The following is a 24,155-nucleotide window of genomic DNA, read 5'->3' as shown; positions in this document are numbered from 1 at the left end:
GGTACAAGAAGTAAGTGTAATGCCAGAACCAAAAAGGTTAAACCCGAAATCCGCAACGCATGATGTGCAAAAGCAATTGCACTTTTGTCGATTGCCCGTCCCGGTGAATAACGCTATAGTGATTTTGCTTATTCTCAGGGCGGGGCGAAATTCCCCACCGGCGGTAAATCAGCTTCTGCTGAAAGCCCGCGAGCGCTTTTGCTACCGTGCAAAAGGACAGCAGATCCGGTGTGATTCCGGGGCCGACGGTTAAAGTCCGGATGGGAGAGGGTAACGACATCAGCCGGGTTTATGCCCGCGTCACGTTTTTGCCATGTGTATTTTTCACGCACTCCTAAGCTCGCCCTGGTTCTGGTAACTCATAATATTTTAAGGTTAATTACCATGAATCAGACGCTTCTTTCTGAATTTGGCACGCCGGAACAGCGTGTAGAACGTGCACTTGACGCACTGCGTAACGGTCGCGGTGTGATGGTTCTTGACGATGAAGATCGCGAGAACGAAGGCGACATGATTTTTGCCGCCGAGACCATGACCACAGAGCAGATGGCGCTGACTATCCGCCACGGCAGCGGTATTGTCTGCCTCTGCATCAATGAGGCCCGCCGCCAGCAGCTCGATCTGCCGATGATGGTAGAGAACAACACCAGCTCTTACGGCACCGGATTTACCGTTACGATTGAAGCCGCAGCGGGGGTGACCACCGGCGTCTCTGCAGCTGACCGCATCACCACTATCCGCGCCGCGATTGCTGATAACGCTAAACCGGCTGACCTGCACCGTCCGGGACACGTTTTCCCGCTGCGCGCGCGCGAAGGTGGCGTACTGACGCGCGGCGGTCATACCGAGGCCACGCTCGATCTGGTCACGCTTGCGGGCTTCAGGCCAGCTGGCGTCCTGTGCGAGCTGACTAACGACGATGGCAGCATGGCGCGCGCCCCTGAAGCGATCGCGTTTGCGCAGCAGCATGATATGCCCGTGGTGACCATTGAAGATCTGGTGGCTTACCGCCGCCAGCGTGAGACCCGTCAGGCCAGCTAAAGCTGGCATACAAAAGCAGACCAGCCGGAGGGCGGGAAATCAGCCCGCGCCGGCGGTCTGCAGCAGCGTCAGACTCAGCCCCATCACCGTCATCCCACACAGCACGCCATAGCTCGGGTTATTGTGCGGATCGATTTCGCGCGCCAGCGGCATCAGTTCATCCACCGAAAGTGCGACCATAATCCCTGCGACGGCGGCCATAATGGCAGCAATCACTACCGGCGACAGCGCCGGACCGAGCAGCAGAAAGGCAATGACGCCGCCCAGAATTTCCGCCATACCAGAAATACAGGCCCAGAACAGCGCTTTGGCTTTGGAACCGGTCGCCGCGTACATCGGCCCGGCAACCGCCAGTCCTTCAGGAATATTGTGGATGGCCACGGCTAAAGCGATGCCCAGCCCCAGCTCCATATCGCTGCTGGCGGTAACAAAGGTGGCGACCCCTTCAGGAAAATTGTGCAGGCTGATGCCCAGCGTCAGCAGCACAGCGGTTCGCTTCAGGTTAACGGGACGACCCTGAGTGGCCATCAGATCCTGCGGATGCTGATGCGGCAGCAGGCGATCCATCGCGAAATAGCCGATCAGGCCGAGCATAAACATACCGTATCCCAGCATCGGTGACATTCCCGCAGTATGCAGCGCCGCTGGCAGCATCTCCATCAGCGAAATCAGTAGCATAATGCCGGCGGCGAAGCCGAGCGCAAAGGCGAGCAGACGGTTTGACGGCTTTTGACCGAGAATGCCAAACAGGGCGCCAATAAAGGTAGCACCACCGGCCAGAATAGTGAGCAGTAAAGGCACCGACATAGCAAGCTCCATGATGATAATGATTACCAGTTACATTATAATTAACCTTATAAAATATCGAGTTATTAAGCGTAAAGTTATGTCGTTCACGCTTATTCAAATTTGCTGACAGACATTATCACGCTTCTCCGCGTTTAAGTGGCCTGGCAAGCGCGTATTGTGACGCTTATGAAAGCAACAGCGATGAGGTGTGAAAATGTGTGATGGCCGTATGCCTGCTCTGTTTCTGGGTCATGGCAGCCCGATGAACGTGCTGGAAGAGAACCGTTATACCCGGGTATGGCAGCAGCTGGGCAGAGATCTGCCGCGCCCGCGCGCTATTCTCGCGATTTCCGCGCACTGGTACACGCGCGGAACACGGGTAACCGCCATGGAACAGCCACGCACTATTCACGATTTCGGCGGATTTCCGCAGGCGCTGTTTGACGTGCGCTACCCGGCACCCGGATCGCCTGCGCTGGCGCAGCGCGTAACGGAGCTGCTGCCGGCGGCAGAAAAAGATGAGAGCTGGGGGTTCGATCACGGCTCGTGGGGCCTGCTGGCCAAAATCTATCCTGAGGCGGATATTCCGCTGGTGCAGCTCAGCGTGGACAGTACCCGGCCCGCCGCATGGCATTTTGAGGCCGGACGTAAGCTGGCTGCGCTGCGCGATGAGGGGATCCTGCTGGTTGCGAGCGGCAACGTGGTACATAACCTGCGCAAGCTGCAGTGGCAGGGGAGTGCGCCGGCGTATCCATGGGCCGAAGCGTTTAACCAGTATGTGCGCGATAATCTGCCCAGCGACGCGCCGGCAGCCGATCATCCGCTGGTTAACTATCAGCAGCATCCGGGCGCGGCGCTTTCGCATCCGACCGCTGAACACTATCTGCCGCTGCTCTATATTCTGGGCGCACGCGCAGCGGGTGAGGCGGTCAGCGTGCCGGTTGAGGGCATGGAGATGGGCGCAATCAGTATGCTGTCAGCGCAGGTGGGATAACGGCCCGCGGCGTCGCAGGCCGGAAGGGGGCGCACCGGAATGCGCCACCAGGTTAGCCGATAAAAGTATGCGGATAGAAGCGCGACAGATCCTGGGTGATCAGCGCCCGATCTTCGCGTAAGCCAATCCCCGCCGGCTGATCGTCTATCAGCCAGCTGCCAATCAGCGTATAGCTGTCGCCAAATCGGGGCAGCGCGCAGAACTGCTGGATAATCATACCCTCTTCGCCATAGGGACCGTCAGCGCGCGCAATTTCATTGCCGTTTTCGATAATGCGAATGTTCGCACCCTCACGGGAGAAGAGCGGCTTCACCACATATTTATCCATCTGCGGCGCCTGGCTGTCATCTGCAAACCAGGCGGGCAGCAGATTGGGATGGCCCGGAAAGATCTCCCACAGCAGCGGCAGCAGGGCTTTATTGGAGAGGATGCTTTTCCAGGCGGGTTCCAGCCAGCGTACGCCGGCATCGGCCAGCTTGGTCGAGAACACCTCGCGCAGCATGAACTCCCAGGGGTAGAGCTTGAACAGGTTGCTGATGACGCGATCGTGCTGGTCGGTAAACTGGCCTTTTTCCCCTAGTCCAATCTCGTCGATATAGAGAAACTCGCCGGGAAGTCCCGCTTCTGTGGCGCAATCCTGCAGATACTGTACCGTCGCGCGATCCTCTTCCGTATCACGGCAGCAGGCAAAGTGCAGCCAGTTAAAGCCGTGCTGCTGCTGCAGAACCGCAAACCGCTCAATCAGCTTCTCCTGCAGGCTGTTAAACTGATCGCTGCCCGCCGGCAGGTTGCCCGCTTTGAGCTGATCTTCGAGCCAGATCCACTGAAAAAAAGCGGCCTCATAGAGTGACGTCGGCGTGTCGGCGTTGTTTTCCAGCAGCTTGATCTCACCGCTGCCATCCCACACCAGATCCAGACGGGAATAGAGCGAAGGCTGACGCTGAGCCCAGGATTCGCGGACAAACTCCCATGTGTGTTTCGGAATGCAGAAGCGGGTCAGCAGCGCATCGCTGTTAACCACTTTTTCCACCGCCTGCAGGCACATCTGATGCAGCTCTGCCGTAACGCTTTCCAGCGTCTCTACCTGTGCCAGCGTGAACTGATAATAGGCCTCTTCACACCAGTAGGGCTCACCATACATCGTGTGAAACTGAAAGCCATATTCAGTGGCTTTTGCGCGCCAGTCCGGGCGTTCGCTGATAGCAATACGTTGCATACGGCGCTTAGCTCCCAGCGAGCGACTGCTGGTGCCGCTGGCGCTGCTGCGCTGCATACTGTTTTGCTTCGCGACCGTCTCACCAAAGCCACCTCGGGTAATGGTCGAGGTCGTGGCCGGTTTAGGTGCCATGGCGGTTTTAGGCACGTTCATGGTACGGCCAGAGGTCGCTGAGCCATAGTTTTTACCGGCGGCGTCTACGAACTGTCCGTTAGCCGGGCTGGCAGGCGTTTTAGGGGAAAACAGCGGCTGCTGAGCAAAACCGGCGCCGCCGCCCATCATACGTCCCATCATGTAGCCAGCCATCAGCGGCATCCAGAAGCCGCCGCTGTGCTGTGCTTCGGCATTGTTTGCGGTGGTGCCCGCACCCGCCTGAGCCGGTGCCTGCTGGCACTGATTTTCGCCAAATTCCGCCACGCAATCTTCGCGTGAGGCATATTTAGGCGCGGTGCGCTCCGCCTCTTTCAGCGCATTGTTATAAGCGGCTTTACACTGACCGCTCTGATCCGGATTGGCTTTCGCACAGTCGTCAGCATTCTGATAGAGCGAAACTGTTTCGTCGCTCTGTTCGCAGCCTGCCAGCATAAATACTGCAGTGACCGCCAGCGCGACGGGCGTAAGATGACGTGCCTGCCAGCCTTTACGAAAAGCGGCATGACGGATATTTTTTGTCCGTTTCATAGTGATTATCCTGTACCCAGAGTTGCAGTCAGGATAGGTGATGCGAGGGGGGATTTAAAGCGTGAAGCCTGACAGGGCGCGGATCTTTACGTAGCTATACGTTCAAATGCGAAAGGGGCCGCAGGGGCCCCTTTTGCTGTCAGCGGCTGAATGGATTGCCGCTGTTGCGCGCTGCCGGCTGAACAGACGCCGCCGGAGCGGAAGCTGCCGCCTGCGGTGCGCTGTCGGCCTGTGCAGTCTGCTGGCTGTTTTCCGGCGCGACGACTTCAGGTGAGGTCGTCACCTCTTTGCCCAGCGCGCTGTTCAGCTGCTGCAGGTCCTGCTCATTGAGAGTACCCAGCGCATATTTGATATTCAGCTGGTTAATCAGATAGCTGTAGCGCGCGTTAGAGAGCTGCTGTTTAGCGTTAAACAGCGTAGTGGTCGCGTCCAGTACATCAACAATCGTACGGGTACCCACCTGATAGCCGGCTTCAGAGGCGTCGAGTGAGCTTTGCGCAGAGATCACTGCCTGTTTGTACGCATCAATGCTGCTGATTGACGCATTCACGTTGTTAAACGAGGAGCGTACGGTCTGCACCGCGCTGCGATGCGCGCCTTCCAGCTGTTCGCTGGCGGCGACAAAGTTGTACTGCGCCTGTTTCACCTGCGAGGTCACTGAACCACCGCTGTAGAGCGGTAATGAGAAGCTCAGGCCGACCTGATTTGAACCCGAGATCGAGTCGTTATTGGTGATGCTCTGATTCGCCCGGCTGCCGCTATATTTATTGTTAGACAGACCGGTCGATGCCGTCAGATCCAGCGTAGGCATATGGCCCGATTCAGCATAGCGGATCTGCTCACGAGCCAGATCCTGGCTCAGGCGCGCAGAGAGCAGGTTAAGGTTGCGACTCTCAGCCTGCTTTAACAGGCTGGCGACCGCATCAGGCCGTGCTGTTTTAAAGCGATCGATGCTCAGCGAGGCCAGGGAGAGGTAGTCCATCCCGGTGATCTGACGCAGCGATTCAACCGCATTATCCAGCGTGTTTCGGGCCGTCACTTCGTTCGCCAGCACGCTGTCATACTGGGCGCGGGCGTTCTGTACATCGGTAATCGCCACCAGGCCGACATTAAAGCGCTGCGTGGTTTGATCCAGCTCGCGATAAATGGACTGTTTCTGCGCTTCGGTATATGAGAGCGTATCAATCGCATTCAGCACGTTGAAGTAGGCGGTAGCGGTATTGAGGATCAGATCCTGCTGCGCGACCTGGTAGGTGACATCCTGAATGCCGGCAGTTTTTTCCTGCAGCGTCAGGCTGCGCCACTTTGACATATCAAAAATCGTCTGCGTTAATTGCAGCGAGGCGCTTTTGGTAGTGGTGTTCAGTCCGCTGTTATCACGATAGCCGTTGTTATAGGTGTAATCTGCACCCAGGCCCAGCTGCGGCAGCAACGGGCTGCGCGCTTCGTTGATCTTTTCAAACGCAGCGTCGCGATCGGCGGCAGAGGCACGCAGATCGGGATTGCTCAGGCGCGCCTGCTGATAAACCTGCAGCAGGTTTTCTGCCTGGCTGGCAAGGCTGAATCCGCCCAGGCTCAGTCCAATAAAAAATGGGAGCAGTTTTTTCATTTGCATTCCTTTTGTTGCAGCCTGTGACGCGAAAAGTGCTGCTGCTAAGCCAAAAAAATAATCGCCGATTTTACAGAGGCGCTGTCAGAGATAGGTTGGCTGAACGTGCCTTCTTTCCCTAATTTACGTAAATAATTCAGAAAGAACCACTCGGATGGAGCACAAGGGTTGGCTTTTCGATGCTCTATCCCAATCTGCATAAGGAACCAGACGATGGCGGGCGAAAAAAAATCCCCTGTGACTTTCACAAAAAACGATGTAGAAATTATTGCACGCGATACCCGTTATGACGGTTTTTTTTCCATCGTCAGCTATCGCTTTCGCCACCGCCTTTTTAATGGCGGAATGAGTGGTGAAGTGGTGCGTGAAGTTTTCGAGCGCGGACACGCCGCCGTGCTGCTACCCTATGATCCCCTGCGCGACGAAGTCGTCTTAATCGAACAGATCCGCATTCCAGCTCTTGATTCCAGCGCCACACCCTGGCTGCTGGAGATGGTGGCAGGTATCATTGAGCCCGGAGAAACGCCGGAAGAGGTCGTACGACGCGAAGCACAGGAAGAAGCGGGCCTGAATGTCGGGCGCGTGAAACCGGTTATCAGTTATTTAGCCAGCCCTGGCGGCACCTCTGAACGGTTGTCGGTGCTGGTGGGTGAAGTGGATGCCAGCCTGGCAGAAGGGAACCATGGGCTGGAGGAAGAGAATGAGGATATTCTCGTACATGTGGTGAGCCGCGAACAGGCTTATCGCTGGGTGGAAGAGGGGATTATTGATAACGCAGCTTCTGTCATTGCGCTGCAATGGCTGGCGTTGCACCATGAAACACTACGACGTGAGTGGAAGGTAAAATGAAACAGCGCTATACCCCTGATTTTCCCGAAATGATGCGCCTGTGCGAAACGAACTTCGCGCAGCTGCGTCGCCTGCTGCCGCGCAGTGATGAAGCAGGCGCCTCGGTGCTCTATCAGGTCAACGGCGCCCGTTATCAGCTGACGATTGAAGAATCAACGCGTTATACCACCCTGGTTGAAATCCGGCAGGTGGCGCCGGCGGTAAGCTACTGGAGTCTGCCCGCGATGTCAGTGCGGCTCTATCACGATGCGATGGTCGCTGAAGTGTGTTCCACACAGCAGATCTATCGCTTTAAAGCACGCTATGATTATCCTAATAAAAAATTGCATCAGCGTGATGAAAAACATCAGATTAACCAGTTTCTGGCTGACTGGCTGCGCTACTGCCTGGCGCACGGTGCTCTGGCCGTGCCTGTTTGCTAAACGCGTCTGACGCATTGATGGCGTGGAGATTAAGGAAACGCTTTGGATAGCCTGCTCACTTTTCCTGCGGCACCAGGATCCGCAATCCGGATCCTGCAGATCACTGATACCCATCTCTTCGCGGGGAAGCACCAATCTTTGCTGGGGGTTAACACCTGGGCGAGCTTCGATGCGGTGCTGGATGCTATCGCGGCACAGCAGCACGAATATGATCTGATTATCGCGACCGGCGATCTGGCGCAGGATCATACCGTGGAAGCGTACCAGCATTTTGTTGCCGGTATTGCCCGCCTGCAAAAGCCATGCGTCTGGCTACCCGGTAATCACGATTTCCAGCCAGCCATGGTGAATACCCTCGCCGAAGCAGGCATAGCGGCAGATAAACATGTTCTGCTGGGGGAGCAGTGGCAGCTACTGCTGCTCGATAGCCAGGTATCTGGCGTGCCACACGGCATGCTGAGCGACTATCAGCTGGAGTGGCTGGCAGCGTCACTTGCGCGGTTTCCTGAGCGGCACTCGCTCATCCTGCTACACCATCATCCGGTGCCTTCCGGCTGTACCTGGCTCGATCAGCATAGCCTGCGTAACCCGCACCAGCTGGAAGCGGTGTTACAGGCTTTTCCGCAGGCGCAGCATCTGGTGTGTGGCCACATTCATCAGGAGCTCGATCTTCACTGGCAGGGGCGCCGGGTTCTGGCCTCGCCTTCTACCTGCGTCCAGTTCAAACCGCACTGCACCAGTTTCACCATTGACACGCTGGCCCCCGGCTGGCGCTGGCTGACATTAGCGGCGGATGGCTCACTGGAGACGGAAGTGAATCGCCTGCAAAGCGATATGTTCCGGCCGGACCTTGACTCAGATGGGTACTGATTAATGGCCACGCTGCTCTATCTGCACGGATTTAATAGCTCGCCGCAGTCAGCCAAAGCGACGCAGCTGCAGGCGTGGTGCGCCGCAGCGCAGCCGCACATAAATGTTCTGGTGCCTCAGCTGCCCGCTTTTCCGGAGGAGGCCGCCAGCCTGCTGGAAGAGTTAGTGATGCAGCATACCGGCGAACCGCTGGGGCTGGTTGGCTCATCGCTGGGCGGCTATTTCGCGACCTGGCTGTCGCAATGTTTTATGCTGCCAGCAGTGGTGGTGAATCCGGCGGTACGCCCGTTTGAGCTGCTGACGGATTATCTGGGCGAGAACCGTAATCCCTACACCGGCCAGCAATATGTGTTAGAGTCACGCCATATTTACGATCTGAAAGTGATGCAGATTGACCCGCTTGATGCGCCCGATCTGCTCTGGCTATTGCAGCAGACCGGCGATGAGATCCTCGACTATCGCCAGGCACTGAATTACTACAGCGCATGCCGGCAGACGGTTGAAGCGGGCGGCAATCACGCCTTTATCGGATTTGAACGCCATTTTACGCAGATAGTAGATTTTCTGGGTTTATCCCTCTCCTAAGCTGCGTCATGGGCTCCTTTTTCTCTTGTTCATCAGACAAATACAATGAGCCAATCAAACTATAATGCTGACGCGATTGAGGTCCTGACCGGCCTTGAGCCTGTGCGTCGCCGTCCGGGGATGTATACCGATACCACCCGGCCAAACCATCTGGGTCAGGAAGTTATCGATAACAGCGTGGATGAAGCGCTGGCGGGCCATGCCAGCCGGGTCGAGGTGATCCTGCACGCCGATCAGTCACTGGAAGTGATCGACGACGGGCGCGGTATGCCGGTCGATATCCATCCGGAAGAGGGCGTACCGGCCGTTGAACTGATCCTGTGCCGGCTGCACGCAGGCGGTAAATTCTCCGGTAAAAACTATCAGTTTTCCGGTGGCCTGCACGGCGTGGGCATCTCGGTTGTCAACGCGCTCTCCACGCGGGTGGAAGTGACCGTACGGCGTAATGGTGAAGTGTATCGTATCGCTTTTGAGCATGGCGAAAAGGTTGAAGACCTGAAAGTGATAGGTACGGTCGCCAAACGTAACACGGGCACCAGCGTGCATTTCTGGCCTGACGTCAGCTTCTTCGACAGCCCGCGCTTCTCCGTATCGCGCCTGAAACACCTGCTTAAAGCGAAAGCGGTACTCTGTCCCGGCGTTGAGATTGTCTTTAAAGATAAGGTGAACAACAGCGAGCAGACCTGGCTCTATCAGGATGGTCTGACCGATTATCTGAGTGAGGCGGTCAATGGGCTGCCCACGCTGCCGGAAACGCCGTTTACGGGCAGCTTTGCCGGTGACGTGGAAGCGGTAGACTGGGCGCTGCTGTGGTTACCGGAAGGGGGCGAGCTGCTGACGGAAAGCTACGTTAACCTGATCCCGACCATGCAGGGCGGAACGCACGTAAACGGTCTGCGCCAGGGACTGCTGGATGCCATGCGCGAATTCTGCGAATACCGCAATATTTTACCGCGCGGCGTTAAGCTGTCAGCGGAAGATATCTGGGATCGCTGCGCCTATGTGTTATCGGTAAAAATGCAGGATCCGCAGTTTGCCGGTCAGACCAAAGAGCGTCTCTCCTCGCGCCAGTGCGCGGCCTTTGTGTCGGCGGTGGTGAAAGATGCGTTCAGCCTGTGGCTGAATCAGAACGTGCAGGCGGCAGAAATGCTGGCTGAGCTGGCGATCTCCAGCGCGCAGCGCCGTATGCGCGCGGCGAAAAAGGTGGTGCGTAAAAAACTCACCAGCGGGCCGGCGCTGCCGGGCAAGCTGGCAGACTGCACCGCCCAGGATCTGAATAAAACCGAGCTGTTCCTGGTTGAGGGTGACTCAGCGGGCGGCTCAGCCAAGCAGGCGCGCGATCGCGAATACCAGGCGATTATGCCGCTGAAGGGAAAGATCCTGAACACCTGGGAAGTATCTTCTGATGAGGTACTGGCGTCGCAGGAGGTGCATGACATTTCCGTAGCGATTGGTATCGACCCGGATAGCGAAGATCTGAGCCAGCTGCGCTACGGCAAAATCTGTATTCTGGCGGATGCGGACTCCGATGGCCTGCACATCGCCACGCTGCTGTGCGCGCTGTTTGTGAAGCACTTCCGTTCACTGGTGCAGCAGGGACACGTCTATGTTGCGATGCCGCCGCTCTATCGTATCGACCTCGGTAAAGAGGTCTATTATGCGCTGGATGAAGATGAAAAAGAGGGCGTGCTGGAGCAGCTGAAGCGGAAAAAAGGCAAGCCGAACGTACAGCGTTTTAAAGGGCTGGGTGAAATGAACCCGCTGCAGCTGCGCGAAACCACGCTCGATCCAAATACCCGGCGTCTGGTACAGCTGACCATTGCCGATGAGGATATTGAGCAGACTCTGCGCGTAATGGATATGCTGCTGGCGAAGAAACGCTCCGAAGATCGCCGCAACTGGCTACAGGAGAAAGGCGATCTCGCCGATCTCGACGTTTAATGACGGCGACGCGCGCTGAGGATAACACGGTGAAAATTACTCTCGAAGAGCTGCGCGCCTGGGTGGCGGTGGTCGACAGCGGTTCGATCACCGCCGCTGCAGAACAGCTGGAGCAGACCACCTCCGGTATCAGCCGCGCGCTCAGCCGGCTGGAGAGTAAGTTACAGACCACGCTGATGCACCGCACCACGCGCCGTCTGGCGCTGACCGATGAGGGCGCGATTTTTCTTGAGCACGCCCGCCAGATCCTCACCTCCGTTGAGCGGGCCGAAGAGCAGATAGCCCGCCGCCGTGAGACGCCTGCCGGGCGACTGCGCATTAACGCCAATACCCCCTTTATGCTGCACGTCATCGTGCCGCTGCTGGCGGAGTTCCGGCAACGCTATCCGCAAATTGAACTTGAACTCAACACCGACGACATCGTTATCGATCTGCTGGAACAGCAAACGGATATCGCTATTCGCATTGGCGAACTGCGCGACTCGACGCTGCGCGCCAGGGTGTTAGGCAGCAGCGCGACGCGACTGGTAGCCAGTCCGGACTATCTGGCAAAACATGGCATACCCGATAGCGTAGCCGCGCTGAGCCAGCACCAGCTGATCGGGTTCAGCCAGCTGGATACCCATAACATCTGGCCCGTCTGGCAGCAGGAGGGGGAGTTTCTGCGTATTAAACCCACCCTGACCGCCTCCAGCGGCGAAACGCTGCGCCAGCTGGCCCTGCAGGGGCTGGGTATTGTCAGGCTCTCTGATTTTGTCAGCCGGGAAGATCGCGAACAGGGGCGGCTGATGGATGTGCTGGCGAGCGAAACCCGGGAGCTACGTTTGCCGGTGCACGCCGTCTACTATCGCAACCAGACGCTGAGTTCGCGCGTCACCTGCTTTCTCGATTTCCTGCAGGAGAAAATCCAGCGTCAGCAGCTGATTTAAGCATTCGGGCGGCAGACGCTCCGGCATAGCCAGAGCGTTGCCTGAGGAGAGGGTCAGCTGGCCGGTTCCAGCACCAGGATTTTCACATCCACCACGTCGTCTTTGATGCGGGCGCGATGTGCATCCATATGCGGCATCTGCTGATGCTGCTCCAGCGCGCGCAGCGAGGCCCACTGCTCCAGCATAAAGATGGAGTCAGGTGAGTTTTGCTTCCATGGCACCTGCGCCTGATGGTCGAGCAGCGCATCATACTGATGGCAACCCTCTTCCTGCAGTACCGCCGGAATCAGCTCATTGATAGCATCCAGCACCGCCTGACGACGGCCCGGTTTAACACAAATTTCAGCGACGACTGTTAACATAGCGCTTCCTCTTTTACCGTTGTGCTTACAGTTAAGCAAAGATTGCGCTGAGATGAGTCCGATAACGCGCAATATCGCGCGGCACATCGGGCTGTTTAATAACGTCGTTGCAGATAAAGGTGGGCAGCGCCTCCATTCCGAGGAACTGGTTGGCCTTATGGAAGTGCAGATAAAGGCCATCCACGCCCACGCCTTCAAAGAACTGATCGGCTTCAGTAAAGGCTTCCAGCGGCGCGTTCCACGTCAGCGACAGCATATATTTTTTACCCTGAATCAGGCCGCCGGAACCATATTTTTTGCTGGCGTCGCTGCGTGAGCGGCCATCGCTGGCGTAAAGTTTGCCGTGACCTTCGGTAAAGATCTCATCGATATATTTCTTCACCGTCCACGGCTCGCCCATCCACCAGCCCGGCATCTGATAGATCACCACATCGCTGTCCAGATACTTCTGGATCTCCTCTGCGACGTCGTAGTTACTGTCGGCCAGCGTGACAGAGACCTGATGACCCAGATCGCGCAGCTGACTGGCCGCGACGTCGGTCAGCGTATGGTTAAGTTCGCCTTTTGAGTGAGCAAAGGTTTTGCCACCGTCAATGATCAGAATGTTGCTCATACTGTTTTGCACCTGAATGTTAGTTTGATACGGCACACTCTACGCGCGAAAGTTGCGGGGAAAAACGTGCCACGGATCACAATACTGTTGCTTATAAAGCAATAATGCTCCGGCGTGTGAAACACTCTGTGCGCAACCCGGAATTAAAATAAGAAGAGGCTATGAAAAAACAGATCACTATCGCGCTGCTGCTGGTAGCGGGCACGGCTCAGGCGCAGTCACGTCTCGATCTCATTCAGCAGCAGCAGACGCTGCGCGTCTGTACCACTGGCGACTATAAGCCCTACAGCTTTCTGCGCAGTGATGGAAAATATGAAGGGCTGGATATCAGCATGGCGGAGTCGCTGGCCGCCAGCCTGGGCGCCAGAGTCGCGTGGGTGCCGACCACCTGGAAAAAACTGAGCGCCGATTTTGTTGCCCGCCAGTGCGATATCGCGCTGGGCGGCGTATCGGTCACGCTGAAGCGTCAGAAAATCGCCTGGTTTGCGCGGCCGCTCGGCACAGATGGCAAAATCCCGCTGGTGCGCTGCGAGGACAAAGCGCGCTATCAGACCATTGCGCAGATAAACCGGCGTGAGGTGCGGGTCATCGAGCCTGCCGGAGGCACTAACGAAGCGTTCGTGCACAGCCATCTGCCGCAGGCTACGCTGCAGCTGGCAGAGAATACGACCATCTTTCAGCAGCTGGCGGATAAAAAAGCGGACGTGATGATCACCGACGCGTCTGAAGCGCAGTTTCAGCAGCAGCACTATCCGTCGCTATGCGCCATTAATCCGGATAAGCCGATGCAGTATGGTGAAAAAGCTTACATGCTGCCGCGCGATGATATGAGCTGGAAACTCTACGTGGATCAGTGGCTGCATCTGGCGACTGCCACGGGCGAATATGCGGCGATCCAGCAAGCGTGGCTGGGTAAAGTGCCCTGATGCGGTATGACGTCACACCGGGTTTTCTGCAGCAAAATCAGCGATTTTATCAAAGGGCAAAAGCGGCCGGATCCGCCTGCTGCGCTGTTGTTTTTTAACGCAAACCTTTCTGCCGCAGAGACACGGCTTCTCTGTGACTAACTCGCGTGAATAAGGTACTATCCTCGCCAAATGACCCGCCGGTGCGGGCCACGAAGTGAGGATGCAAACGTAATGAGCGAAATGACGCAGGATGGTGCAGAGCGTCTTGCCCTGCACAAGTTTACCGAAAAAGCGTACCTGGACTACTCCATGTATGTGATTATGGATCGCGCGCTGCCCTATATCGGTGACGGTCTGAAGCCGGTGCAGCGCCGTATCGTCTACGCCATGTCAGAGCTAGGCCTGAGCGCCAGCGCCAAATTTAAGAAGTCAGCGCGCACCGTCGGTGACGTGCTGGGCAAATATCATCCGCATGGCGACAGCGCCTGTTACGAAGCGATGGTATTAATGGCGCAGCCGTTCTCCTATCGTTATCCGCTGGTTGATGGTCAGGGTAACTGGGGCGCACCGGACGATCCCAAATCTTTTGCCGCGATGCGCTATACCGAATCGCGCCTCTCTAAATATGCGGAAGTGCTGCTCAGCGAGCTGGGCCAGGGCACGGTTGATTACACCCCGAATTTTGACGGCACGCTGCAGGAACCCAAAATGCTGCCGGCGCGGCTGCCCAACATTCTGCTTAACGGCACCACCGGTATCGCCGTCGGCATGGCAACGGATATCCCGCCGCACAATCTGCGCGAAGTGGCTGAAGCCGCGGTGCGGCTGATCGACAAACCCAAAACCACGCTGGATGAGCTGCTGGATATTGTGCAGGGTCCTGACTATCCGACGGAAGCAGAGATCATCACGCCGCGTGAAGAGATCCGCAAGATCTACCAGAGCGGGCGTGGATCGGTACGTCAGCGCGCCGTCTGGAAAAAAGAAGAGGGTGAGGCAGTGATCACTGCGCTGCCGCATCAGGTCTCCGGCGCGCGCGTGCTGGAGCAGATCGCCGCCCAGATGCGTAACAAAAAACTGCCGATGATTGAGGATCTGCGCGACGAATCCGATCACGAAAACCCGACGCGGCTGGTGATTGTGCCGCGTTCTAACCGCGTCGATCTCGATCAGGTCATGCACCATCTCTTCGCCACCACCGATCTGGAGAAGAGCTACCGCGTTAACCTGAACATGATTGGTCTGGATAACCGTCCGGCAGTGAAAAACCTGCTGGAGATCCTCTCTGAGTGGCTGGTCTACCGGCGCGATACGGTCACGCGCCGTCTGAATTACCGGCTGGAGCGCGTGCTGCGCCGCCTGCATATCCTTGAGGGGCTGCTGGTCGCGTTTCTGAACATTGATGATGTGATCCACATTATCCGCAGTGAAGATGAACCCAAAGCGGTCCTGATGTCGCGCTTTGCAATCAGCGAAACGCAGGCCGAAGCGATTCTGGAGCTGAAGCTGCGTCATCTTGCGAAACTCGAAGAGATGAAGATCCGCGGCGAGCAGGCCGAACTGGAGAAAGAGCGCGATCAGCTGCAGGCCACGCTGGCGTCTGAGCGGAAAATGAACAGCCTGCTGAAGAAAGAGCTGCAGGCTGACAGCCAGGCATACGGCGACGAGCGCCGCTCGCCGCTGCACGAGCGCGAAGAGGCGAAAGCGCTGAGTGAAAATGAGCTGGTGAGCGCTGAGCCGGTGACCATTGTGCTGTCGCAGATGGGCTGGGTGCGCAGCGCCAAAGGGCACGATATCGACCCTGCCGGCCTGAGCTATAAAGCGGGAGACAGCTATCGGGCGGCGGCGCGCGGCAAGAGCAATCAGCCGGTGGCATTTATTGACTCCACCGGCCGCAGCTATACGCTCGATCCCACCTCGCTGCCGTCGGCGCGCGGGCAGGGGGAACCGCTGACCGGCAAGCTGACGCTTCCGCCGGGCGCAGTGATGGAGCAGGTGCTGATGGAAGCGGACGATCAGAAGCTGCTGATGGCCTCTGATGCCGGCTATGGCTTTATCTGTACCTTTGCCGATCTGGTATCGCGCAACCGCGCCGGTAAAGCGCTGCTGACGCTGCCGGAGAATGCGCGCGTCATGACGCCGCTGGCGGTCAATTCCGGCGATGACATGCTGCTGGCAATCACCCAGGCGGGCAGAATGCTGATGTTCCCGGTGGCTGACCTGCCGCAAATGTCTAAAGGCAAAGGCAATAAAATTATCTCAATTCCTGCCGCAGATGCTGCCTCCGGTGCCGACCGGCTGCAGTGGCTACTGATTCTGACGCCGGGCAGCACTCTTACCCTCTATGTGGGTAAACGTAAGCTGATCCTGCGCGATGAAGATCTGCAGAAAGTGCGTGCCGATCGCGGCCGTCGCGGCAGCGTATCACGCGGCCTGCAGCGTATTGACAGCGTTGAAGTCAACGCGCCGGCACGCCCTAAGCGTGACGCAAGTGCAGAGTAATCGGGTTATCTGCGAAGGAGTACTTTTTTGAGGACGCTATGTTACTAATTTTACGCGCGATAATTATTATCATCTATTCCGTACTGGTCTGTGTCTTCGGCAGCATCTGGTGCCTGTTTTCGCCGCGCAACCCGCGCCATGTCGCGACGTTTGGCCATCTTTTTGGCCGGCTCTCCGGAGTGCTGGGCGTTAAAGTTGAGCTGCGTAAGCCTCCTGAGGCGGCGAATTACGGTAATGCTATCTATATTGCAAACCATCAGAACAACTATGACATGATCACGGCGGCGAAAATCGTACAGCCGACCACCGTTACCGTGGGCAAAAAGAGCCTGTTGTGGATCCCGTTTTTCGGGCAGCTCTACTGGCTGACAGGCAACCTGCTGATCGATCGCGACAACCGGGCGAAAGCGCACGGCACTATCGGAGAGATTGTCGGGCAATTTAAAAAGAAGCGTATCTCATTCTGGATGTTCCCGGAAGGCACGCGCAGCCGCGGACGTGGCCTGCTGCCGTTTAAGACCGGCGCGTTTCACGCTGCCGTCGCCGCTGGCGTACCCATTATCCCGATCGTCGTCTCCAATACGCATGGCAAAATTAATATGAATCGCTGGAAGAATGGCCTGGTGATTGTAGAGATGCTGCCACCGGTCGATACCGCACAGTTTGAGACCACCTCTGTGCGTAAGCTGGCGACCCACTGCCGTGAAATAATGTCTGCTAAGCTGGAAGAGTTAAACGCAGAAGTCGCTGAACGCGAAAAAAACGGTAAAATCTGAGCCCTATCCGGGGGTGGTGGATGCCACCCCAGTGCACCACAGCAAAATTAACAACAACAACATGGACACGGCGTTTTACGCCCCGCTCAAAAGGTCTGAAGTTTTATGTCTTGCAGCAGACGTCACTTTATTCAGCTTTCTGCCGGCGTTGCGCTGGCCTCCCCGGCACTGACTTTTTCAGCCCGCGCCGCTACTCCTGCTGGCGATGTCCCGCTGCCGGTCCCGCCGCTGATTGAATCCCGCCGCGGACAGCCGCTGTTTCTGACGCTGCAGCGCAGCCACTGGTCGTTTACGGGCAGCGGCAGCAAAGTTCCGGTCTGGGGCATTAATGGCCTCTATCTGGGGCCGACGGTGCGGGTTTACAGCGGTGATGACGTCAAGCTTATCTACAGCAACCGGCTTAATGAGCCGGTGGCGATGACGGTCAGCGGCCTGCAGGTGCCGGGCGCGCTGATGGGTGGGGCGCCGCGCATGATGTCAGCGGGTGCTGACTGGTCGCCGGTGCTGCCCATCCGGCAGGGGGCGGCGACGCTGTGGTATCACGCCAGCACGCCGAATCATATGGCACCGCACGTCTATAACGGCCTGGCGGGAATGTGGCTGATTGAAGATGAGGTCAGCAAATCGCTGCCGCTGCCTAAGCACTACGGCGTGGATGATTTTCCACTGGTGATTCAGGATAAGCGCCTCGATAACTTCGCCACCCCGGTCTATAACCCGCCATCAGAGGGCGGGTTTCTTGGTGATACGCTGCTGGTTAACGGCGTGCAGAATCCCTATGTGGATGTTTCCCGCGGCTGGGTGCGCCTGCGCCTGCTGAATGCCGCCAATGCGCGCCGCTTTGACCTGCGTTTTTCAGACGGTCGCCCTTTTACCGTTATTGCCAGCGATCAGGGGTTTCTGCCTTCGCCGGTCGCGGTGCAGACGCTCTCTCTGGCGCCAGGCGAACGGCGTGAGGTGCTGGTGGATATGTCGCAGGGGGATGAAGTGTCAATCACGGCGGGCACGGCGGCAGGGATTATGGATCGCCTGCGCGGCCTGTTTGAACCCTCATCCATTCTGACCAACACGCTGGTGCTGACGCTGCGCCCGACCGGGCTGCTGCCGCTGGTCACCGATAACCTGCCGATGCGACTGCTGGCCGATCAGATCCTCGACGGCGTGGCGGTGCGGACGCGCGAATTTCGTATTGGCGACAGCGTACCGGGCATTAACGGCGCGCTGTGGGATATGAACCGCATCGATACCACAACGCAGCAGGGAACGTTTGAGCGCTGGATTATTCACGCCGATCGCCCGCAGTCGCTGCATATTCAGGGCGTCATGTTCCTTATCAAAAGCGTCAACGGCGCGCAGTCGATGGGCGAAGATCGCGGCTGGAAAGATACCGTCTGGGTTGACGGCAGTGTGGAACTGCTGGTGAGTTTTCCGCAAAGCGCCAGCGATCACTTCCCGTTTGTCTATTACAGCCAGACGCTGGAACTGGCCGATCGCGGTACGGCAGGGCAGATGGTCGTTAATCCGCTTTCCTGAAAAAGAAAAAGGCCGCCGTGAGGGCGGCCGCAATCATTGTGCTTCTCTAGCCGTTAAACGTCTCCGGATCGGGACCCAGACGCTGGCCCTTATCCAGTTTAGTGATTTCGCTGATCTCACTTTTCTCCAGCCGGAAATCGAAGACGTTAAAGTTCTCCTCAATGCGTGCCGGCGTCACTGATTTCGGGATCACCACCAGGCCGCTGTCGAGATGCCAGCGGATCACAATCTGCGCCGCGCTCTTGCCATACTTTTTCGCCAGCGTGCGGATAATCGCCTGATCGAACACCCCTTCGCCGCCCTGCGCCAGCGGGCTCCAGGACTCAGTCTGGATCTGATGCAGTGCGTTCCAGGCGTGCAGCGTACGCTGCTGCAGCATCGGATGCAGCTCAATCTGATTCACGACGGGCGTCACGCCGGTTTCATCAATCAGGCGTTTCAGGTGGGCCTCATGGAAGTTGCAGACGCCGATGCTTTTGGTCAGGCCCTGCTGCTGCAGCTCAATCATCTTCTCCCATGCCGCAACGTAGTGATCTTTTTCCGGGCAGGGCCAGTGCATCAGGTAGAGATCAACGCTGTCGAGCTGCAGTTTCTCCAGGCTGGTCTCCATCGCCTGCTGCACATTTTGCTGGTCATCATTCCACAGCTTGGTGGTGACGAAGATATCGTCGCGCGCTACCGGCGTATCCTTCAGCGCCCTGCCAATCGCCTCTTCATTTTTATAGGCGGCAGCGGTATCGATAGAGCGATAACCCACTTCCAGCGCTTTCAGTACGGCGGTATGCGCCTCTTCCTGACTTGCCTGCCAGACACCGAGGCCAAGCTGCGGCATCATATTGCCGTCGCGCAGTTTGATAATAGGTTGATCTGCCATAGGGGCTCCTTTTTCATTGCGATCGCTGAATGGAAAAACTGTGTGCTTAAGTCTAGACAACAAACGTGCAGTGCGGATCGCTCTGCCAGAGCGGACTCTGACCCTTTTCTGCAAAAATCTTGCCTGATCCTCCAGGGGAGTAGAGCTTTGTGCAGCGTTGCGGCACACTGAATTTTTTATCCGGAAAGCCGCCATGTCCCATGACGCCCTGTGTCGCCAGCTTGCCCGCCGGGTCATCGCGCTAATGTGCGACCCGCAAAAACCGCACTGTGCAGTGAAAAATGTCCGGCTCATTTACGCCAGCGAAACGCTGCCGCGGACGCCGATGATGTATCAGCCCGGCATTGTGATCCTGTTTCAGGGACGCAAAACCGGCTATCTCGGCAGCACGGTCTTTCACTATGACGCCAGTAAATATCTGATGCTGACGGTGCCGCTGCCGGTTGAGTGCGAAACGGAAGCCACGCCCGATGCGCCGCTGGCGGGCATGTGTCTGAGCGTGGATACCGCTTCGCTGCAGGATCTGCTGCTGGATATCGGTGATGATGAGCAGTTTCAGCCCGCGGTGCAGACCTCGGGTATTCATTCTGCCTGGCTGAGCGAAGAGATGCTGTGTGCCGCAGAGCGGCTGCTGGATGTGATGAGCCATCCGCGCGATGCACGGGTGCTTGGCCCGCAGCTGGTACGGGAAATCCTTTATTATGTGCTCACCGGTCCGATTGGCGGGGCGCTGCTGTCGCTGGTTAACCGGCAGACGCAGTTCAGTCAGATTGCGCGCGCGCTGCGGCGGATAGAAACGCACTTTGCCGGCAGCCTGAGCGTTGAGACGCTGGCGGCCGAGGTCAACATGAGCGTATCCGCTTTTCACCACAACTTTAAGGCGGTAACGCAGACGTCCCCGCTGCAGTACCTCAAACGCTATCGTTTGCATCAGGCGCGGCTGATGATGCTGCAGGATGGCGTAAAGGCGAGTACAGCCGCGCTGCGGGTAGGGTATGAGAGTCCGTCACAGTTTTCCCGGGAGTTCAAACGGCTGTTTGGCACAACGCCGGGTGAAGAGGTCAGCCGCGCGCGTCAAACGGTGCAGACGCTGCCGTTTGACGCGGCGTGATAATTAAGAGGTTTTCTGACGGCGTTTTTTCCAGATCACCACAATGCTGCCGGCCAGCCCGGTAAACAGCAGCACCAGCGGCAGGATCATCAGAATAGCCATAACCTGATCTTCATGCCGCTTGATAAACGGCACCTGGCTGATGCCGTAGCCCATCGTAACGACAATGCCGACCCATAACACGCCGCTTAACCAGTTAAACAGCTGAAAACGGCTGTTACGCAGTCCGGAGATACCCGCCATGGTAGGCAGCAGCGTGCGCACAAACGCCAGGAAACGGCCCACCAGCAGCGCCATCAGGCCGTGGCGGTTAAACAGATGCCAGGCGCGCTGATGGTACTGCGCGGGCAGATGCATCAGCCAGCTTTTGACCAGCTTTGTATTGCCCAGCCAGCGCCCCTGCAGATAGCTCAGCCAGCAGCCGAGGCTGGCGGCAGTGGTCAGGATCACCATGGTCGGCACAAAGTCCATTACGCCTTTAGCAATCATGGCGCCCGCCAGCAGCAGCAGGCTGTCACCCGGCAGAAACGACGCCGGCAGCAAGCCATTTTCCAGAAACAGCGTCAGAAACATCACGCCGTAGACGATCCATACGACATCCGGATTGGCCAGCGCAGCAAAATCCTGATGCCAGAGCGCCTGGACAATCTCATGTAAAACACCCATCTGCTATCCCGTCGAGTTACAAGGCTTTTATAGTAGCCCTCCGCAGCCGCCGGCGCGTTGATCTGACACGGCGAGCCACGGATGGTTGAAGGTTGGTTTAATTCGTTAAGCGGTCAAAACCCGCCTGCAGATCGACCAGCAGGTCGCTGACGTGCTCCAGACCGATATGCAGACGTATCAGCGTGCCCGTAAAGTCGACGCCGCCTGCCGGGCGAATCGCCGCCAGCTCTTCGGGCTGGCTGGCCAGAATCAGCGACTCATAACCGCCCCACGAATAGGCCATGCTGAAATGATGGAAGCGATCGAGATAATTTGCCAGCTGCTGCGCATCCAGCCGCTCATGCAGCACAAATGAAAACAGGCCGCTGCTGCCGCTGAAGTCGCGCTGCCAGAAACGGTGTCCCGGGCTCTGCGCCAGCGCCGGATGATTGACCCGCGCCACTTCAGGCCGGCCAGTCAGCCACTCCGCCACCTGCAGCGCGCTCTCTTCGTGCTGGCGCAGGCGGGTGCCTAAGGTGCGCAGACCGCGGCTCGCCATATAGGCCGTATCCGCATCGACCATCTGCCCCATCAGGTAAGAGTTCTCACGCAGCTGCGGCCAGCAGCGGGCGTTGGCCACCGCGGTGCCAATCATGGCGTCGCTGTGACCAATGATATATTTGGTGCCGGCCTGGATAGAAATATCAATCCCGAACGACAGCGCGTTAAACAGCACGCCCGCCGCCCAGGTATTGTCCAGCATGATAATCGCCTCGGGCGCTTTGGCACGTACGGCGGCAACAATCGCCGGGATATCCTGCACTTCCATCGTCACCGACGCCGGCGACTCAAGAAACACCACGCGGGTATTGGGCTGCACCAGTTCACCGATCTCACTGCCAATACAGTGATTAAACCAGGTGGTGGTGACCTGCATTTTGGTGAGGATTTTGCTGCAGAAATCCTGCGTCGGTTCGTAGACCGCTCCGCTCATCAGCACGTGATCGCCCGCTTCAACAAACGCCAGAATGGCGTTGGCAACGGCGGCTGCGCCGCAGGGATAGAGTGCACAGCCTGCGCCACCTTCCAGTTCGGTCATCGCATCCTGCAGCGAAAAGTGCGTAAGCGTGCCGCGACGGCCATAAAAGAGTTCGCCTTCAGCCCGCCCGGCGGTGGCGCGCTGTTTATCCGCGACGGTATCAAAAACCAGGGATGAGGCGCGCTGTATTACGCTGTTCACCGCGCCCTGCGTATAACGTTTATTACGTCCTGCGCTCACCAGCGCGGTATCCAGTTTTTTCGTAGCCATCACTGCCTGTCCTGACCCATCTTACAAAGCATTCACGTTACCACGAATCAGGGGAGGGGTTGAGCCTGTTTACCGATTATCAGAGTGGCACCAGCCCGGCAGTGCAGGCACAGCAGCAGCGGGCGCTGCTTTGTAAATAGTAATGAGAACGACTATCACTTAGATCCTTTTTTTTGCTATGATCGTCTCTTCAGTCGTGAACTCTACAACAGAATCTGGAGATGCAGCGTGGTAGCCAGTGATTTAATGCAGACAGACCTCTCCGTCTGGGGGATGTACCAGCATGCCGACATCGTGGTTAAAATTGTCATGATTGGCCTGTTACTGGCATCCGTCGTGACCTGGGCCATCTTTTTTGGCAAATATGCTGAACTGAGCGCCGCGAAACGTCGCCTGAAAAAAGAGCAGCAGGCGCTGGGCGCAGCACGCTCGCTGGCTGACGCTTACCGTACGGCAGAGAGCTTTAAAGCCAGCAGTCACAGTGCTGTACTGCTGGCCGATGCGCGCGAGGAGCTGACGCTGTCAGCGGGCACAGACGATCTGGCGGGCATCAAGGATCGCACCAGTTTTCGCCTTGAGCGTCGGGTAGGGGCGTTCGGTCGTCATGCCGGGCGCGGCAATGGTTTTCTGGCAACCATCGGTTCCGTGGCGCCTTTTATCGGCCTGTTCGGTACCGTATGGGGCATTATGAATAGCTTTATCGGCATCGCTAAAACGCAGACTACCAATCTTGCCGTGGTCGCGCCTGGCATTGCTGAAGCGCTGCTGGCGACAGCAGTCGGCCTGGTTGCCGCTATTCCTGCCGTGGTTATTTACAACGTTTTTGCGCGCATGATTGCCAATTATAAAGCGTCGCTGGGTGACGTCGCAGCCCAGGTGCTGCTGCTGCAAAGCCGCGATCTCGATCTCGGCACGGCGCACGTCGCGGCGGAAACCAGCCGTCCGGCCGCTACGCATAAGCTGCGCGCAGGATAATCATTATGGCGATGCGTTTAAACGATGAGGCCGCTGGCGACAGCGAAATGCATGAGATTAACGTCACGCCGTTTATCGACGTTATGCTGGTGCTGCTGATTATCTTTATGGTGGCGGCACCGCTGGCAACGGTAGATGTACGCGTTAACCTGCCAGCGTCCACCAGCGCACCGCAGCCGCGTCCGGAGAAGCCGGTCTATCTCTCAATCAAAGCGGATAAGCAGATCTATATCGGCAATGATGCGGTGACGAAAGAGACGCTGGTAAACGCGCTGACTGCGCAGACCGCGGGAGATAAGCAGACCACTATCTTCTTCCAGGCCGATCAATCAGTGGACTATGCCACGCTGATGGCGGTGATGGACCAGCTGCGCGCAGCGGGCTATCTGAAGATTGGCCTGATGGGAATGGAAACGGCCGGCAAATAGCCGGACTGTTTTGCCGAAGAGAAAGCCGCTGATAACAGCGGCTTTTTTTATATCTGCTTTCTGCAGAGCGGCTGTCAGAACCGCCCCGCATTGTTAATTTCCTGTTACCTTTTGTCAGTCTTTGTAAAGCACAATGGTGATTCAGATCACATTCATTCCTGGCTGAGCAGGCTACAACGGGTAAAAAACCAGG

Annotated in this window: 23 protein-coding genes, 1 pseudogene and 1 riboswitch; of the genes and pseudogenes, 15 read left to right on the top strand and 9 right to left on the bottom strand. The window is 57.3% G+C overall.

The genetic code is table 11. The annotated features are described in order from the left end of the window. Positions 1–126: 126 nt before the first annotated feature. A riboswitch (FMN riboswitch) is annotated at positions 127–276 on the top strand. A 108-nt stretch (positions 277–384) separates the two neighbouring features. After that, positions 385–1,041: a 3,4-dihydroxy-2-butanone-4-phosphate synthase gene (gene ribB, locus HA43_RS03475; RefSeq protein WP_039380221.1), complete on the top strand. Its 657-nt coding sequence runs from the start codon at positions 385–387 to the stop codon at positions 1,039–1,041. Positions 1,042–1,080: 39 nt separating this feature from the next. On the opposite strand, the gene zupT is transcribed toward ribB, so the two are convergent. Further along, positions 1,081–1,848 (bottom strand): zinc transporter ZupT, encoded by a 768-nt coding sequence (zupT, locus tag HA43_RS03470; protein ID WP_039380219.1) that lies wholly within the window; start codon positions 1,846–1,848, stop codon positions 1,081–1,083. Between the two features lie 196 nt (positions 1,849–2,044). Between zupT and ygiD the strand changes: the two genes are divergently transcribed. Next, positions 2,045–2,824 carry a 4,5-DOPA-extradiol-dioxygenase gene (gene ygiD, locus HA43_RS03465; RefSeq protein ID WP_169713297.1) on the top strand — a complete coding sequence of 260 codons (780 nt, stop codon included), beginning with the start codon at positions 2,045–2,047 and terminating at the stop codon, positions 2,822–2,824. A 52-nt stretch (positions 2,825–2,876) separates the two neighbouring features. On the opposite strand, the gene HA43_RS19135 is transcribed toward ygiD, so the two are convergent. The 3 genes and pseudogenes from HA43_RS19135 to tolC form a co-directional block, all read right to left on the bottom strand. After that, positions 2,877–4,040 (bottom strand): glutathionylspermidine synthase family protein, encoded by a 1,164-nt coding sequence (locus tag HA43_RS19135; RefSeq protein ID WP_169713299.1) that lies wholly within the window; start codon positions 4,038–4,040, stop codon positions 2,877–2,879. 24 nt (positions 4,041–4,064) lie between these two features. After that, positions 4,065–4,721: pseudogene (locus tag HA43_RS19130) on the bottom strand (DUF1190 family protein); the annotation flags it as partial. A 139-nt stretch (positions 4,722–4,860) separates the two neighbouring features. Next, positions 4,861–6,330, bottom strand: a complete 1,470-nt coding sequence (tolC, locus tag HA43_RS03455; protein ID WP_039380213.1) for an outer membrane channel protein TolC — start codon at positions 6,328–6,330, stop codon at positions 4,861–4,863. Positions 6,331–6,543: 213 nt separating this feature from the next. On the opposite strand from tolC, the gene nudF reads away from it, so the two are divergent. From nudF to HA43_RS03425, 6 genes are read left to right on the top strand one after another with little or no spacing between them, the layout of a single operon-like run. Continuing rightward, positions 6,544–7,179, top strand: coding sequence for an ADP-ribose diphosphatase (gene nudF / locus HA43_RS03450; RefSeq protein ID WP_039380210.1), 636 nt, complete (start codon positions 6,544–6,546; stop codon positions 7,177–7,179). Next, a complete protein-coding gene (locus HA43_RS03445; protein WP_039380208.1) occupies positions 7,176–7,601 on the top strand; it encodes a DUF1249 family protein in 426 nt (141 codons plus the stop codon). Before nudF ends, HA43_RS03445 begins: the two co-directional genes overlap by 4 nt. 42 nt (positions 7,602–7,643) lie before the next feature. Beyond that, complete coding sequence (gene cpdA, locus HA43_RS03440) at positions 7,644–8,471, top strand: 3',5'-cyclic-AMP phosphodiesterase (protein WP_094110972.1); 828 nt, start codon at positions 7,644–7,646, stop codon at positions 8,469–8,471. A 3-nt stretch (positions 8,472–8,474) separates the two neighbouring features. Beyond that, positions 8,475–9,056: an esterase YqiA gene (gene yqiA / locus HA43_RS03435; RefSeq protein ID WP_039380202.1), complete on the top strand. Its 582-nt coding sequence runs from the start codon at positions 8,475–8,477 to the stop codon at positions 9,054–9,056. A 45-nt stretch (positions 9,057–9,101) separates the two neighbouring features. Beyond that, positions 9,102–10,997, top strand: coding sequence for a DNA topoisomerase IV subunit B (gene parE / locus HA43_RS03430; RefSeq protein ID WP_039380200.1), 1,896 nt, complete (start codon positions 9,102–9,104; stop codon positions 10,995–10,997). 29 nt (positions 10,998–11,026) lie between these two features. After that, positions 11,027–11,926 (top strand): LysR substrate-binding domain-containing protein, encoded by a 900-nt coding sequence (locus tag HA43_RS03425; protein ID WP_039385639.1) that lies wholly within the window; start codon positions 11,027–11,029, stop codon positions 11,924–11,926. A 53-nt stretch (positions 11,927–11,979) separates the two neighbouring features. Here the strand turns inward: HA43_RS03425 and HA43_RS03420 are convergent, their stop codons facing one another. Then, a complete protein-coding gene (locus tag HA43_RS03420; protein ID WP_039380197.1) occupies positions 11,980–12,288 on the bottom strand; it encodes a putative quinol monooxygenase in 309 nt (102 codons plus the stop codon). 31 nt (positions 12,289–12,319) lie between these two features. Then, on the bottom strand, positions 12,320–12,901 hold the full coding sequence (locus HA43_RS03415) for an NAD(P)H-dependent oxidoreductase (RefSeq protein WP_071669235.1): 582 nt from the start codon (positions 12,899–12,901) through the stop codon (positions 12,320–12,322). Positions 12,902–13,062: 161 nt separating this feature from the next. Here HA43_RS03415 and HA43_RS03410 point away from each other — a divergent pair, with 161 nt between their 5' ends. From HA43_RS03410 to ftsP, 4 genes are all read left to right on the top strand, one after another. Continuing rightward, positions 13,063–13,827 (top strand): transporter substrate-binding domain-containing protein, encoded by a 765-nt coding sequence (locus tag HA43_RS03410; RefSeq protein WP_094110971.1) that lies wholly within the window; start codon positions 13,063–13,065, stop codon positions 13,825–13,827. Between the two features lie 213 nt (positions 13,828–14,040). Continuing rightward, on the top strand, positions 14,041–16,311 hold the full coding sequence (gene parC / locus HA43_RS03405) for a DNA topoisomerase IV subunit A (protein ID WP_039380189.1): 2,271 nt from the start codon (positions 14,041–14,043) through the stop codon (positions 16,309–16,311). Positions 16,312–16,349: 38 nt separating this feature from the next. Beyond that, positions 16,350–17,087 (top strand): 1-acylglycerol-3-phosphate O-acyltransferase, encoded by a 738-nt coding sequence (locus tag HA43_RS03400; protein WP_039380186.1) that lies wholly within the window; start codon positions 16,350–16,352, stop codon positions 17,085–17,087. A 105-nt stretch (positions 17,088–17,192) separates the two neighbouring features. Next, the gene (gene ftsP, locus HA43_RS03395) at positions 17,193–18,620 is read left to right on the top strand and encodes a cell division protein FtsP (protein WP_071669236.1); all 1,428 of its coding nucleotides are present in this window, start codon (positions 17,193–17,195) and stop codon (positions 18,618–18,620) included. Positions 18,621–18,666: 46 nt separating this feature from the next. Here ftsP and dkgA read toward each other — a convergent pair whose 3' ends face one another. Further along, positions 18,667–19,494 carry a 2,5-didehydrogluconate reductase DkgA gene (gene dkgA / locus HA43_RS03390; RefSeq protein ID WP_039380182.1) on the bottom strand — a complete coding sequence of 276 codons (828 nt, stop codon included), beginning with the start codon at positions 19,492–19,494 and terminating at the stop codon, positions 18,667–18,669. Between the two features lie 193 nt (positions 19,495–19,687). Here dkgA and HA43_RS03385 point away from each other — a divergent pair, with 193 nt between their 5' ends. Continuing rightward, the gene (locus HA43_RS03385) at positions 19,688–20,605 is read left to right on the top strand and encodes an AraC family transcriptional regulator (RefSeq protein ID WP_094110970.1); all 918 of its coding nucleotides are present in this window, start codon (positions 19,688–19,690) and stop codon (positions 20,603–20,605) included. A gap of 3 nt (positions 20,606–20,608) precedes the next feature. Here the strand turns inward: HA43_RS03385 and HA43_RS03380 are convergent, their stop codons facing one another. Then, a complete protein-coding gene (locus HA43_RS03380; protein WP_039380178.1) occupies positions 20,609–21,271 on the bottom strand; it encodes a DedA family protein in 663 nt (220 codons plus the stop codon). A 97-nt stretch (positions 21,272–21,368) separates the two neighbouring features. Beyond that, positions 21,369–22,559: a cystathionine beta-lyase gene (gene metC, locus HA43_RS03375; RefSeq protein ID WP_094110969.1), complete on the bottom strand. Its 1,191-nt coding sequence runs from the start codon at positions 22,557–22,559 to the stop codon at positions 21,369–21,371. A 246-nt stretch (positions 22,560–22,805) separates the two neighbouring features. Here metC and exbB point away from each other — a divergent pair, with 246 nt between their 5' ends. Together exbB and exbD are read left to right on the top strand one after the other, a co-directional pair. Next, a complete protein-coding gene (gene exbB / locus HA43_RS03370) occupies positions 22,806–23,534 on the top strand; it encodes a tol-pal system-associated acyl-CoA thioesterase (protein ID WP_186368988.1) in 729 nt (242 codons plus the stop codon). A 5-nt stretch (positions 23,535–23,539) separates the two neighbouring features. After that, positions 23,540–23,962 (top strand): TonB system transport protein ExbD, encoded by a 423-nt coding sequence (gene exbD, locus HA43_RS03365; RefSeq protein ID WP_039380171.1) that lies wholly within the window; start codon positions 23,540–23,542, stop codon positions 23,960–23,962. The last annotated feature ends 193 nt before the right edge of the window (positions 23,963–24,155 follow it).

This window comes from Pantoea eucrina (assembly GCF_002095385.1).
In the GTDB taxonomy this organism is placed as follows: Bacteria; Pseudomonadota; Gammaproteobacteria; order Enterobacterales; family Enterobacteriaceae; genus Pantoea; species Pantoea eucrina.
Note: the sequence above shows the minus strand (reverse complement) of the source record. Positions and strands in the feature narration are given on the sequence as shown.